Origin of the sequence: Vibrio marinisediminis, from assembly GCF_014050145.1 — a bacterium.
Taxonomy (GTDB): Bacteria; Pseudomonadota; Gammaproteobacteria; order Enterobacterales; family Vibrionaceae; genus Vibrio; species Vibrio marinisediminis.
Genome location: NZ_JACFYF010000012.1, coordinates 74,923 through 87,969 on the forward strand (window position 1 = coordinate 74,923; position 13,047 = coordinate 87,969).

Genomic DNA, 13,047 nt, shown 5'->3' on the forward strand with positions numbered 1-13,047 from the left:
TTGATTATTATGCCTTTAGCAGTTCAACCATCTTAATCACCATCTCTGAAGAGCTTTGGGCTGCTAGAGGTAGGAATTCGTCAAAGCTCATAGTGGCTTCTTTATCTGCAACGTCAGAAATTGCACGAACAACGACAAATGGTACCTTGAATTGGTGACACGTTTGCGCGATTGCTGATGCTTCCATCTCTACAGCAATAACCGAAGGGAAGTGCGTACGGATAAACGCTTGACGCTCAGCCGTGCAGACGAATGCATCACCAGTACAGATCAGACCGCGCACAGCGTGCTTGTCTTCCATTTGAGCGAGTGCTTGTTCTGCCACGCTCATTAGGTTTGCGTCTGCAATGAAAGCGGCAGGTTGTTGAGCCATTTGCCCCATTTCGTAACCAAACGCTGTAACGTCGGCATCGTGGTGGCGTACTTCAGTAGAAATAACCACATCACCTAGGTTTAGGCTAGAATCAAAACCGCCAGCAGAGCCCGTATTGATCACTACATCAGGCTGGTATTCATCAAGTAAAATCGTGGTGCCAATCGCAGCAGCTACTTTACCAATACCTGATTGCAGTAGTACCACATCAACGCCATTAAGTTGACCAGAGAAGAAAGTACAACCTGCTTTTTTAACTTCTTGGCAGTTGTTGATTGAATCTTTCAAGATGGCAACTTCTTGTTCCATCGCGCCGATAATGCCGATTTTCATGTTGGCTTAAACCTGTAGTAATAAATTAAGTGGCAAAAGTTTATCATGAAGCATCAAAGGCAGGTACTCCTTATCGATGCGCTCACTATGATGTGCTGAGTAAATTCAGCACAGAGTTGAGCAAATGCTTAACCAAATTGCTGTTGCTATAGGGCAATGATTCCCCTATAATCCGCGCTTCGCGTAGCGGCTGAATCAGAGATTGGCTGCTACAACTTTAAACCTACTCTTATTAGGAGAGAATTATGTCTCTGAATGCAGAAACTAAAGCAGCAATCGTTGCAGAATACGCACAATCTGAAGGCGACACTGGTTCACCAGAAGTTCAAGTAGCACTACTAACTGCTTCTATCAACCACCTACAAGGTCACTTCAAAGCTCACAAAGGCGATCACCACAGCCGTCGTGGTCTTCTACGTATGGTTTCTAGCCGTCGTAAGCTTCTTGACTACTTGAAAGGTAAAAACCTTGCTCGTTACCAAGATCTAATCAAACGTCTAGGCCTACGTCGCTAATTAGCGGCTGCATAGAACAGTTTGTAAAAAAGGGGCCTAGTGCCCCTTTTTTTATTGGCTAAAATCGCCAAAACTCCTCTAAGTAGTTTATACTACTGTCCGGCTAAAACAGTTGTTACTGCAGACGCCACAATAAAACTAGATGACTCATCTCATTACAGTCACCGATGTCGGCCAACAGGTCGCGACTATTCAAAAGTCATTGAGCGGTTCCGCAGTGCCTTTTTACTAGTCGCGATTCGTAATGTTTTGGGTTTTTACTTAACTTAGTCTCGGCTTACGTCGAGTACAAGGAATAACAATGTTCGAAAAACCAGTTGTTAAAACGTTCCAGTACGGTAACCACACGGTTACTCTAGAAACTGGCGTTATCGCACGTCAAGCTACTGCAGCAGTAATGGTTACTATGGATGATACTGCGGTATTCGTATCTGTAGTAGGTAAGAAAGAAGCGGTTGAAGGTCAAGACTTCTTCCCACTAACAGTGAACTACCAAGAGCGTACTTACGCAGCTGGTAAAATCCCTGGCGGTTTCTTCAAGCGTGAAGGTCGCCCTTCTGAAGGTGAAACTCTAACGGCTCGTCTAATCGACCGTCCGATTCGCCCGCTATTCCCATCTGCATTCAAAAACGAAGTGCAAATCATTGCAACAGTTATGTCGGTGAACCCTAACGTTCAGCCTGACATGGTAACAATGATCGGTACTTCTGCTGCACTAGCTATCTCTGGTCTTCCATTTAATGGTCCTATCGGTGCTGCGCGTGTAGGTCACATCGATGGTCAACTAGTGCTTAACCCAAGCATGACTGAACTTGCTACATCTAAACTAGATCTAGTGGTTTCTGGTACTGAAAACGCAGTACTAATGGTTGAGTCAGAAGCTGATAACCTAACTGAAGAAGAAATGCTTTCTGCAGTGGTATTTGGTCACGATCAACAACAAGTTGTTATCAATGCAATCAATGAGTTTGCAGCTGAAGTCGCAACTCCAGCATGGGATTGGGAAGCGCCAGCAGTAAACACTGAGCTTAAAGCTCTTGTTGCTGATCTTGGTGAAGCGCGTCTATCTGAAGCGTACCAAATCACTGAAAAAATGGCTCGTTACGAGCAAGTTGGCGCAATCAAGAGCGATGTTGTTGCAGCGCTGCTAGCACAAGACGAAAACCTAGATGAGCGCGAAATCCGCGGTATGCTAGGTTCTCTAGAGAAGAAAGTTGTACGTAGCCGCATCATCGCGGGTCACCCACGTATCGATGGTCGTGAAAAAGACATGGTTCGTGCACTAGATGTACGTACTGGTGTTCTTCCACGTACTCACGGTTCTTCACTATTTACTCGTGGCGAAACGCAAGCAATCGTAACGGCGACTCTAGGTACGCAACGTGATGCACAAATCATCGACGAGCTAACGGGTGAGCGTAAAGATCACTTCCTACTACACTACAACTTCCCTCCATACTGTGTTGGCGAAACTGGTTTTGTAGGTTCTCCTAAGCGTCGTGAAATCGGTCACGGTAAACTAGCAAAACGTGGTATTGCAGCAGTAATGCCATCAGTTGAAGAATTCCCATACACAATCCGTGTTGTATCGGAAATCACTGAATCTAACGGTTCATCTTCAATGGCTTCTGTATGTGGTACTTCTCTAGCGCTTATGGACGCTGGTGTGCCAATCAAAGCTTCTGTTGCTGGTATCGCAATGGGTCTTGTTAAAGAAGGCGACGATTTCGTTGTTCTTTCTGACATCCTTGGCGACGAAGACCACCTAGGTGACATGGACTTTAAAGTAGCAGGTACTAACGCTGGTATCACTGCGCTTCAAATGGACATCAAGATCGAAGGTATCACTAAAGAGATCATGCAAATTGCTCTTAACCAAGCGCAAGGTGCACGTAAGCACATCCTTTCTGTAATGGATGAAGCTATCTCTGGTGCTCGTGAAGAGATCTCTGAATTCGCTCCACGTATCTACATGATGAAGATCAGCTCTGAGAAGATCAAAGATGTTATCGGTAAAGGTGGTGCAGTAATCCGTGCTCTAACGGAAGAGACTGGTACTACAATCGAAATCGAAGATGACGGTACTATCAAGATTGCAGCAACTGAAGGCGCTGCAGCAAAAGAAGCTATCCGCCGTATCGAAGAGATCACTGCTGAAGTTGAAGTAGGTCGTATCTACACTGGTAAAGTTGCACGTCTAGCGGACTTCGGTGCGTTCGTAACAATTCTTCCTGGTAAAGATGGTCTAGTACACATTTCTCAAATCTCTGACAAGCGTGTTGAGAAAGTGTCTGATTACCTAGCTGAAGGTCAAGAAGTTCAAGTTAAAGTACTTGAAATTGACCGCCAAGGCCGCGTTCGTCTAAGCATGAAAGAAGCGGTTGAAAAGCCAGCAGAAGAAGCTGAAAAGCCAGCGGCTGACGCTGAGTAATCAAGTATCCTATTAGCCTAGTGGGCTAAAAGCATGCTATAAAGGGAGCTGTGAGCTCCCTTTTTTTATGCTGGATGAAACCCATCTAAAGCGTCAAATTTGGTAATGAGAAAGCCAACGATGCTGATCGTCTAAACTAAAAGATGCAGTTGTTGGGGAATGCTCTCATCATAAGTCAGTAACAGGAGTATGTATTTGTGAAATGGTTTCAAACCGTAACGCTTGGCTTAAGTATGTTGATTGCAACAGGGTGTGCGTCAACAGCGGATAAACAGCAGTGGTTTTATCCACCAATGGCGGTGCCGCTGCAAGCGAGTATGCAGCAAGAGGTACAGATTGCGCGTTTGTCTCAACTACTCCTTCGCACTAACCTTTCTGACGAACTGCGCGCGAAAATGCTCTATGAACGCGGCAACTATTATGACAGTGTTGGTCTGCGTGACTTAGCTCGTTTGGACTATGGTCAGTCACTTAAATTGAATCCTGCTCAGTCAGAATTGTTTAATTTGCTTGGTGTTTACTACACCCAAATTGGTGAGTTTGATGCGGCATACGAAGCATTTGATTCAACGTTAGACCTCAACCCAGAAAACTCTTATGCGGTGCGCAACCGCGCGATTGCACTCTATTATGGTGACCGTATCGACCTTGCTTTGGAAGATATGGAAGCGCATTTTGCTGAAGACTCAAGTGACCCATTCCGAGCGCTATGGCTTTATCTGATTAAACTAGAAAAAGAACCTCAAGTGGCTCGCCAAGATTTGCTTAAGCTATATCAACAGCGAGACAATGATTGGGGTTGGGTACTGGTTGCACTCACCTTGGGTGAAGTATCAGAAGAGCAAACTTTCAAAGCAATTTTTGCCGGTACACGAGACAATACCGTGCTGGCGCAGCGTCTAACAGAAGCCTACTTCTATTTAGGTAAGCGTTATCAATATGAAGGTGACTTTGCGAGTGCGATTTCAATGTACAAACTTGCCATCTCATTTAACGTGTTTGAATATGTAGAGCATCGTTACTCCTTCCTTGAACTCTCACGGATTTTCAATCAAGTGAAAGCAGAGCAGTTAGCCAAAGCTAAGCTCGAACAAGCGAAGCAAGAATAGGAAAAACCACCTTCGGGTGGTTTTTTATTGCACAGTTATTTAAAATCATTAAAATGGTTAGCCTTGCTAACTAATGGATCGTTTTATGCAATTGGAAGAGAGCTTGATGGATTTAGAACGCTTTTGTTCAAAAGCGTGGCGACAGCACGGCAATGACGATCCTATGTGTCAGCTTAGTTTCAACGAGTTCGATTATCTAAAAGTGATTGAGCAGTATCCGCAAGGTATTCGTATTACCGATCTTGCTCAAGAACTCTATGTAACGAAGCCATCAGCTTCAAACATGGTCGCTCGATTGGAAAAGAAAAACTTAGTGCGCCGCGTTGCTTGCATGGAAGATGCGAGAGCTAAGCGAGTCATTCTGACTGACTGGGTGATTCAAAATATGTCATTTGAACGTGTGGTGTATCAGCAGATTGCTGGTGATCTTAATGCTCAACTCAATGAGCAAGAGGCGCAGCAGCTAGTAGAGTTGCTTAATAAAGCACTTAAAAAATAAAAATTTATCATTTTAGTTAGCATGGCTAACTAGTGCCTTATGGCATTATTGCTTGGTGAGAAGATGCAAGTATCTATTTATAAACAGTTTTGGCGATATGCGGTACCGACCGTGGCGGCGATGCTCGTCAATGGTCTTTATCAAGTCGTGGATGGGATCTTTATTGGACGCTACGTGGGGGCGGATGGTCTGGCGGGGATCAATGTTGCTTGGCCTGTGATAGGTTCAATCCTTGGTATCGGCATGCTTGTGGGGGTTGGTACTGGCGCGTTAGCGTCAATTAAACAAGGTGAGGGCAATTCTTCTGGTGCGCGAGTTACCTTGGCAACAGGCCTATTGTTATTGGCACTGTTGGCGCCGATTGTGTCATTTATTCTCTATATGTGCGCCGACAGTTTCCTTGTGTGGCAAGGTGCGCAAGGGCGCGTGTTAGAGCTAGGCTCGCAATACCTGCATATTCTTATCTTTGCTTGCGTATTCTCGCTTGGGTCGATTGCTGCCCCGTTTCTGCTGCGTAACGATGACAGCCCAAACTTAGCGACTTTGTTGATGGTGATTGGCGCGGTGGTGAACATCATCCTCGATTACATTTTCATTGCTTTGTGGGGATGGGAGTTAGAAGGTGCGGCGATTGCGACGGCAATGGCGCAAATGGTGGTTACGGTTTTAGGTATTGGGTATTTCTTCTCAAGTAAAGCCAAAATGCGCTTGCACTGGCAAGACCTACGCATGCAAGTTAATGAAGTCCCACAGATTGCCGCCATCGGTGTCTCAAGTTTCTTTATGTATGCGTATGGCTCGATGATGGTCGCATTACACAATAGTCTGTTCTCCGATTACGGTAGCTCAGTGTTGATTGGTGCATACGCGATTTTGGGCTATATCGTGACGGTTTATTATTTAGTGGTTGAAGGCATTGCCAACGGTATGCAGCCACTAGTGAGTTATAACCATGGTGCTCGTAACCAAGATAACATCCGCAAACTATTGGGTGTTGCAATGGGCAGTGCAGTGCTTGGCGGTTTGCTGTTTATTATTCTCCTTAACTTATTTCCACGTGAATTTGTCTCGGTATTTAACGCGAGTGATCAGCAGTTAATGGAGAATGCGGTGATTGGTATTCGTCTGCATATGTTTGCGTTGTTCTTGGATGGCTTCTTAGTGGTTGCAGGCGCTTATTACCAGTCGATCAATAAGAGCAGTAAGGCGATGTTTGTGACTGTGGGTAACATGGTTATCCAATTGCCTTTCTTGTTTATTATGCCGAAGCTGATGGGAATTCCGGGCATCTGGATCGCATACCCACTCTCTAATGTTGCATTGAGCTTGGTAGTGATGTGGATGTTATGGAGAGATGTAAAACGGATGATTTTACCACCCACACAACCTGTGACGGTGGCAGGCTAATATGCCATAAACGAAAAACGGGATAAGAATACTTATCCCGTTTTTGTGTTTGGCAGTCTCGTTTTTTTAGAAATGCTTATCGGTGTTTCTGTTTAAGCTTTGACTTCAAGACCCGCAAGGCGGTGCCAATAACCATTACATTGTCGGTCAGCGATTTTTATCGGATTGTCACCTTGCTCATTGGCGCGGAAGCGGTCCAATTCTGAGAACGTATCTAACCCCAGTGGGCTCAAGCGAACGACATCGACTAAGCCTTGCATGCCTGGTAAATCGTTGATCAAGTTGTAGCAGTAGCCAGATTGAGTTTGGATACCGTTAAGGTTAAAGACTTGCTGACCTTCTTGGCTTTGCACTTGAATACCCGTTGGGTATTTAATACAGCAGGTTTCACAATCATCTTTGGCTAGATTTTCTGCACGAGCTGTAAAACAACGAGCAGAATAAGCGAGTGGCAGGTAGCCGTGGCTAAAGACTTCTACTTCAAATTGCTCGCGAATGCCCAGTTGTTCGCACTGAGTCATGACATTGCCAAGCCATTCACGTGATAGCTCTACTGGCATACACCAGCGCACCATGCCTTGCTTTAAGAATACGTTCAGAGTGTGCGCGTTGTAAGTGTTGATGGCAGGTCCCACAACGAAAGGCACTTTGTTTTCAAAAGCCAATTGCACACCAGAGACATCATTTGCTTCAATAGAGAAGTCACCGTTGTCGATGTACTTCTTCATGATATTCACTTCACTAGGCGCTTCGAGCAACGCCATCGTTGATAAAACCACTTGTTTACCAGCGCCGGCCAGCTCTTTAGCAATATCAAACCATTGACCTGGTTTCATTTCACGGCGTTTTGAACAAACTGTTTCACCAAGATAAATAATGTCAGCCGAGCTTTGCTGAGCTTGCTGATAAAAACTTTCTACATCTTGTTTTGGCCAAAAGTAGAGAAGTGGACCGAGTGCGTATTTCATCAATATCTTCCTATACCTTTATTGCCATTTACGATGGTATGCACCAAGCGTGGTTTGTGTGCCTTCTGAAACGTTTGCCAGAGCAGCGTCCCACGCGGCATCGACATGATAAGCTTCAGGGTTAGCTTGGTAGCGATCTATCGCCGCACGCCAAGTACGAGTCACTTGCTCAACATAAGCAGGGCTACGTTGACGACCTTCAATTTTCACTGACGCAACATTAGCTGCAAACAGCTCAGGAAGTAGCGACAAGGTATTTAAACTGGTTGGCTCTTCTAGTGCGTGATAGCGTTTGGCTTCGCCTTCAATATCGGCAACAAAACGACCTTTACAAAGTGTCGGGTAGCCGGTGTTTTCACCATCGCTGTAGCGGTCAATTAGAATATCGTTCAAACGAGTCTCTAACCCTTGTGGTGTTTCTTGCCAACGGACGTATTTAGCTGGCGAGCATGCTCCCACGGTATTGGGAGACTCACCTGTCATGTAAGACGACAAGTAACAGCGACCTTCTGCCATAATACATAGGCTACCGAATGCAAAGACTTCAAGTTCAACATCACTGGTCATATTGCGTGAAAGCTGTTTAACCTGATGAATCGAGAGAACACGTGGCAAAACCACACGTTTCACATTGAAATTGTTCTTGTAGAAGTCGATAGCCGCAACGTTGGTGGCAGAAGCTTGAACCGAGAGATGTAACTCAAGATCTGGGTATTTACGCGCCGCGTAATCCAGTACCGCGATATCGGCAACGATTAACGCATCAACACCTACATCAGCCGCGCGATCAACAGCGCTTGTCCAGCGCTCAAAACCGTCTGGGTGAGCAAAGGTATTCAGTGCCACATGAATTTTTTTATTGTGGTCGTGTACGTATTGCACCGCTTTATCAAGCTTCTTACCAGTAAAGTTCAAACCAGCAAAGTGGCGGGCATTAGTATCGTCTTTAAAACCGATGTACACCGCATCAGCACCGCAGTCGATAGCGGTTTTTAGGGCAGGTAAGTTACCCGCAGGGCATAAGAGTTCCATGGCTAACGAAATCTATAGTTTTTATGATTGCCCGCATTTTATGAAGAATTGTGAACGGCGAATTTGATGTAAGGCAGGTTTAGGTGAGTTAGAGCGTAAACGATGTTGAAATTTGCGTATAAAAGTTAAATCAGTTCTTATGACGGCGATTTTGTACAAACAACTCTTCGACTTCTTGCTTCGGTTGTGGGCGGTAGAAGTGGAAACCTTGAATCGAGTTACAGTTAAGGTTTGAAAGTAAGGTGGCTTGTTGTTGGGTTTCGACACCTTCTGCAACGACGGTTAAATTGAGTGATTTACCTAAATTAATGATGTTTTCAATCACGGTGACTTGCTTGGGTAAGGTATCGATTTCATTAATAAACGCGCGGTCAATTTTGAGCTCATCGAGAGGGAAGCGAGCAAGATACGCAAGTGATGAATAGCCGGTACCAAAATCGTCAATTGATAGTGCAAAACCGAGCTTTTTAATCGCGTTGAGCATTTGCAGGGTATGTTCACTGTCGCTCATGACCGCACTTTCAGTCAGCTCGAAGGTGATGCAGCTTGGATCCAATTCGGTACTGCGCAGCAGTGTCTCCATATAATCGATAAGTTTAGGATTACCAAACTGCTCGGGAGAGAGGTTAATGGCGACACGACCTGGCAATATGCCCTGCATTTTCCAACGTTTAACCGTACTGAAGACTTCACGCATCACCACGCGACCAAGGTTTTCAATTAGCCCTGCTTTCTCTGCTACTGGAATAAAAGCGCCCGGGCTAATATAGCCTTCTACGGGATGCTTCCAGCGTACCAGAGCTTCCGCCCCATTAATGCTGAAATCACGCGCGTTAACTTTTGGCTGGTACCACACTTCTAAGCCGTTTTGTTGCAAGGCTTTTTGTAACTCAATTTCTAACCAAAGACGCATGCGTGCTTCTTTGTTCATTTGGTCATTAAATTTGATTAAACGATTTCGACCTCGCTCTTTTGCTTCGTACATCGCAGTGTCTGCGTTTTGCAGCAAAATACGCGCATCGTTGCCATCACCAGGGTAATTAACGCTACCAATAGAGCATGCTAGGCGTTTACTAAAATGGTGCAGATCAAAGGGTTGGTTGATCAGCGTGATAATTCTATCTGAGAGTGCTTCTGCCATATGCGCATTTTCAGGCTCTGGCAAAATCAAACCAAATTCATCCCCTCCTAAATGCCCAAGTACCGCTTGTTGCGGCAGTAGACGCTTAAGACGTGATGAAACCTCTTTGATTACCTTGTCACCGATGTGATGGCCAAGGGAGTCGTTAATATTTTTGAAGTTATCGATATCAAGGTAAAGCATGACCAAAGGGGTTTCATTTTTGATCATTTGATCGAGTCGTTTGGTAAAACCAAAGCGGTTATAAGCGCCAGTGAGCGAATCGATATGAGCATCTTCGTGAGTAGATTGGCTGATCTTTTTTGGTGATTGCTCAGCATCTTGAATTAAAACCAGTTGCGACTGTGCACCCAGAATCATGGCGTGAGTCGACTGCAGTTGTACTTTGCGTTCAAACCCACAGCGAGGACCGGTTAAGCAGCGAATTGGCGTGTCGTTCAATAAGACGCAAAGCTTATTGTTAAACACGGTTTTGCTGTTTTCATCGATAAATAGTCGAGAAAGCTCTTCGCCTAATAAGTCATTGCTTGATTCAAAGCCAAGCAAGCGGACTGCGGCAGGGTTCGCCGAAATAATGCAGTCGTTTTCAACCAGCAATAAGCCATCAGGTAGCAGATGCGTCAAAGCAGAAAATTTGTTTTCTGATTCTTCAAGTGAACGAACCAGCAATTGTCGTTCTGACGTGTCAATGGCGTGAAAAGCCACAAACTGAACGTTGTCATCAATTCGAATTGGGGAGAAAGTGCAAGATAAGCTGGTTTCTATGTCAGCATGGCTTACGGACACTTCGGTTTCAAGATATTGACCTTCAAAGGCAAGATCGTAGTAAGTTTTGACTTGTTGGTAGAGTTGATTGCCTAAAATCTGGCTATCGTTCATTCCAACTAATTCTTCGAATGTCAGCCCCGCAATTTCGCAATAGCGATCATTAACCAAAACATAGTTATGTTGGTTATCTAGGATGGCCGAAAAAAAAGGTCCTTTGGCCGTGATTTGTTTAAACCAATGCTGAAGTTGTTGCGATGGCATTTAAAGGTTACCAATTCTCCGAAGATGAAACTAAGCGCGAGTGCGTTGTGAGGCTCAAGAGCTAATATAACTTTGATCTCAACGAGATTAAAGTGCCACAGGCATATGGTCATTTATTGATGCATAACAGGTATTATAATTGCTTGTTCCATTATTATCCCGTTATCATTTACAAAGTAACGGATAACCTGCGTGATTAACAAGATTCGCACTCAATTAGTTCAAAATGCAGCATCAATTTTGCGATCTCCAGTCCACTTATTACCTCAATCTGTTCAAAAAAAAGCCTTGCTTGACGGGCTGAAAATGGTGTTCAAAGAAGCGCTTGAAGATGGCGACTTTGAATTCCTTGAAGGTAAGTGGTTAAAAGTTGAAATCAAAGATATGAAACTCGGCTGGTACATTAGCTACGAAGATGAAAAAATTATCGTTGCTGATAAACCTATGGTTGAGGATGTCTCATTCAGTGGTAACTTAAATGACCTAGTTCTGATTGCTGGTCGCAAAGAAGATCCTGATACTTTGTTCTTCCAACGTCGTCTTTCTATTGAAGGTGACACAGAGCTGGGCTTGGAAGTGAAGAACTTGATGGACAGTGTTGATCTTGAACTTCTGCCAAAGCCAATGCAAATTTTACTTAATCAACTAGCTGACTTCGTGCATAAAGGCGTACAATCGCCAGTAATGCAAAAAGAGGTAGCACATGCTTATACGAACTGAAGCGCCAGCTGACATTCTGGTTATTGACCGATTATTGAAATCGACGTTTGAGACCGAAGCGGAAGCGAATTTGGTCATGTCACTAAGAGAAAACGGCAAGCTGACGTTATCGCTGGTGGCTTGTAATGATGACGGTGAAGTGGTTGGTCACGCCATGTTTAGCCCAGTGATGCTAGAAGGTGAAGATCTTAACTGGCAGGGGTTAGCGCCGGTATCGGTTCGTGAAGACTACCGTAAGCAAGGCGTTGCCGCCGCGATGATTCGTGATGCTTTAGAATCTCTGAATGATTTTGGCTATCCGGCGTGCGTGGTATTGGGCGATCCCGCTTACTACGGGCGTTTTGGATTTGAAGCGGCTGAGAAACACCATTTCCGTTGCCAATGGCAAGTGCCTGAAGGGGCATTCCAAGTATTGGCAATTGCGCCAGGTGAGTTTGAACAGCGCCAAGGTCAAATTGAGTACAGCGAAGAATTTGCTAATTTCTAGCGTGTTATTGGTAGAGAAAAGGGGCGCTTAGCCCCTTTTTTGTTGCGCGTAGATTTGTGCTAATATGAGCGCCCAAATTTTAGAGAACAGCACTTATGCAAACTAACTCGACGGCATATTTATCAGAGATGGGTATCGACACTTATCAACTGATGCACCCACAGCGGTTGTCAGGTTGCCAAGTCGCAGCGATAAACTTGCCTTCAGATTGCAAAATGCTGTTGGTGTCACCTACTTTGCCAGAAGGTAGCCAAGCTGAGTTTCTAGAACGAGTGTTGAAGAGCATGCAGTTAACCTTGGCGCAAATTCGCCATGTTTTTCCTCAGCAGGTTGATCAAGTACAACCACAATCCGTTGAGTGGTTATGGTTCGCCGGTTGCCCAAGCTCAGATACACTACAAGGTAAAGTGCTAAGTTCTCCTTTACTTAGTGACATTGATGGCAATAACCAACAACGCAAAGCGTTGTGGCAGCAAATCTGCACCTATTCCGAATAAATTATGACATTACAGTTCCTTCCTCTTGCTGTAGAACATCTTGATGATGTTTGGGCAATTGAGCAGCAAGCACACAGCCATCCATGGGCAGAGTCAATGATTCGCGACGTAAATAGCCGTGGTGGATGCCATCATGTACTCATCGATAACGATCAGTTAGTAGGCTACTTTTACGCACAAAATATCGTCGGAGAGGTGACATTGCTGAATATTGCAGTCGCACCAGAACGACAAGGCAAGGGCTATGGTAAAGCCTTGCTTGAACACCTGCTTGACCACGGTGAAAAAGCCAACGCAGAAAGCGTGTGGCTAGAAGTCAGAGAAAGCAACCACAAAGCATTTGCACTGTATGAATGCGCGGGTTTTAACGAAGTTGATAGACGTAAAAATTATTACCCCGCAGCCAGTGGCAATGAGGACGCGATTATCATGAGCTATTTATTCCTTTTCTGATTTGCCCCCAAAAGGAATATAAGCGAGAATACCGCGCAAAATTGAATCGAATT

At 44.8% G+C, this 13,047-nt stretch carries 13 protein-coding genes; 9 read left to right on the plus strand and 4 right to left on the minus strand.

Annotated features, from left to right (window positions below; all coding sequences use genetic code 11):
- Positions 1-7 precede the first annotated feature (7 nt).
- On the minus strand, positions 8-706 hold the full coding sequence (gene mtnN, locus H2O73_RS16195) for a 5'-methylthioadenosine/S-adenosylhomocysteine nucleosidase (protein ID WP_182109968.1): 699 nt from the start codon (positions 704-706) through the stop codon (positions 8-10).
- 245 nt (positions 707-951) lie between these two features.
- Here mtnN and rpsO point away from each other — a divergent pair, with 245 nt between their 5' ends.
- From rpsO to H2O73_RS16220, 5 genes are all read left to right on the plus strand, one after another.
- On the plus strand, positions 952-1,221 hold the full coding sequence (rpsO, locus tag H2O73_RS16200) for a 30S ribosomal protein S15 (RefSeq protein WP_005598021.1): 270 nt from the start codon (positions 952-954) through the stop codon (positions 1,219-1,221).
- Between the two features lie 301 nt (positions 1,222-1,522).
- Positions 1,523-3,652: a polyribonucleotide nucleotidyltransferase gene (pnp, locus tag H2O73_RS16205; protein ID WP_182109969.1), complete on the plus strand. Its 2,130-nt coding sequence runs from the start codon at positions 1,523-1,525 to the stop codon at positions 3,650-3,652.
- 197 nt (positions 3,653-3,849) lie between these two features.
- On the plus strand, positions 3,850-4,761 hold the full coding sequence (gene nlpI, locus H2O73_RS16210) for a lipoprotein NlpI (protein WP_182109970.1): 912 nt from the start codon (positions 3,850-3,852) through the stop codon (positions 4,759-4,761).
- 85 nt (positions 4,762-4,846) lie between these two features.
- Positions 4,847-5,260, plus strand: a complete 414-nt coding sequence (locus H2O73_RS16215; protein WP_182109971.1) for a MarR family winged helix-turn-helix transcriptional regulator — start codon at positions 4,847-4,849, stop codon at positions 5,258-5,260.
- Positions 5,261-5,323: 63 nt separating this feature from the next.
- Positions 5,324-6,667 carry an MATE family efflux transporter gene (locus tag H2O73_RS16220; RefSeq protein ID WP_182110005.1) on the plus strand — a complete coding sequence of 448 codons (1,344 nt, stop codon included), beginning with the start codon at positions 5,324-5,326 and terminating at the stop codon, positions 6,665-6,667.
- Between the two features lie 92 nt (positions 6,668-6,759).
- Here H2O73_RS16220 and H2O73_RS16225 read toward each other — a convergent pair whose 3' ends face one another.
- From H2O73_RS16225 to H2O73_RS16235, 3 genes are all read right to left on the minus strand, one after another.
- The gene (locus tag H2O73_RS16225; RefSeq protein WP_182109972.1) at positions 6,760-7,635 is read right to left on the minus strand and encodes a U32 family peptidase; all 876 of its coding nucleotides are present in this window, start codon (positions 7,633-7,635) and stop codon (positions 6,760-6,762) included.
- Positions 7,636-7,653: 18 nt separating this feature from the next.
- Positions 7,654-8,667: a ubiquinone anaerobic biosynthesis protein UbiU gene (ubiU, locus tag H2O73_RS16230; RefSeq protein ID WP_182109973.1), complete on the minus strand. Its 1,014-nt coding sequence runs from the start codon at positions 8,665-8,667 to the stop codon at positions 7,654-7,656.
- 130 nt (positions 8,668-8,797) lie between these two features.
- Positions 8,798-10,837: a bifunctional diguanylate cyclase/phosphodiesterase gene (locus tag H2O73_RS16235; RefSeq protein ID WP_182109974.1), complete on the minus strand. Its 2,040-nt coding sequence runs from the start codon at positions 10,835-10,837 to the stop codon at positions 8,798-8,800.
- A gap of 192 nt (positions 10,838-11,029) precedes the next feature.
- On the opposite strand from H2O73_RS16235, the gene ubiT reads away from it, so the two are divergent.
- From ubiT to rimI, 4 genes are all read left to right on the plus strand, one after another.
- Entirely contained in the window at positions 11,030-11,557 is a 528-nt protein-coding gene (gene ubiT, locus H2O73_RS16240) for a ubiquinone anaerobic biosynthesis accessory factor UbiT (protein WP_182109975.1), read from the plus strand.
- Positions 11,541-12,044 carry a GNAT family N-acetyltransferase gene (locus H2O73_RS16245; RefSeq protein WP_182109976.1) on the plus strand — a complete coding sequence of 168 codons (504 nt, stop codon included), beginning with the start codon at positions 11,541-11,543 and terminating at the stop codon, positions 12,042-12,044. Before ubiT ends, H2O73_RS16245 begins: the two co-directional genes overlap by 17 nt.
- A gap of 95 nt (positions 12,045-12,139) precedes the next feature.
- Positions 12,140-12,541 (plus strand): DNA polymerase III subunit psi, encoded by a 402-nt coding sequence (locus H2O73_RS16250; RefSeq protein WP_182109977.1) that lies wholly within the window; start codon positions 12,140-12,142, stop codon positions 12,539-12,541.
- 3 nt (positions 12,542-12,544) lie between these two features.
- Entirely contained in the window at positions 12,545-12,994 is a 450-nt protein-coding gene (rimI, locus tag H2O73_RS16255; RefSeq protein WP_182109978.1) for a ribosomal protein S18-alanine N-acetyltransferase, read from the plus strand.
- Positions 12,995-13,047: the final 53 nt, after the last annotated feature.

Bases quoted from the DNA above. Each gene is read 5' to 3' on its own strand.
- ubiU (WP_182109973.1), bottom strand. From the start codon at position 8,667: ATGGAACTCTTATGCCCTGCGGGTAACTTACCTGCCCTAAAAACCGCT.
- H2O73_RS16245 (WP_182109976.1), top strand. From the start codon at position 11,541: ATGCTTATACGAACTGAAGCGCCAGCTGACATTCTGGTTATTGACCGA.
- pnp (WP_182109969.1), top strand. From the start codon at position 1,523: ATGTTCGAAAAACCAGTTGTTAAAACGTTCCAGTACGGTAACCACACG.
- H2O73_RS16215 (WP_182109971.1), top strand. From the start codon at position 4,847: ATGCAATTGGAAGAGAGCTTGATGGATTTAGAACGCTTTTGTTCAAAA.
- rpsO (WP_005598021.1), top strand. From the start codon at position 952: ATGTCTCTGAATGCAGAAACTAAAGCAGCAATCGTTGCAGAATACGCA.
- mtnN (WP_182109968.1), bottom strand. From the start codon at position 706: ATGAAAATCGGCATTATCGGCGCGATGGAACAAGAAGTTGCCATCTTG.
- H2O73_RS16225 (WP_182109972.1), bottom strand. From the start codon at position 7,635: ATGAAATACGCACTCGGTCCACTTCTCTACTTTTGGCCAAAACAAGAT.
- H2O73_RS16220 (WP_182110005.1), top strand. From the start codon at position 5,324: ATGCAAGTATCTATTTATAAACAGTTTTGGCGATATGCGGTACCGACC.
- rimI (WP_182109978.1), top strand. From the start codon at position 12,545: ATGACATTACAGTTCCTTCCTCTTGCTGTAGAACATCTTGATGATGTT.
- H2O73_RS16250 (WP_182109977.1), top strand. From the start codon at position 12,140: ATGCAAACTAACTCGACGGCATATTTATCAGAGATGGGTATCGACACT.
- H2O73_RS16235 (WP_182109974.1), bottom strand. From the start codon at position 10,837: ATGCCATCGCAACAACTTCAGCATTGGTTTAAACAAATCACGGCCAAA.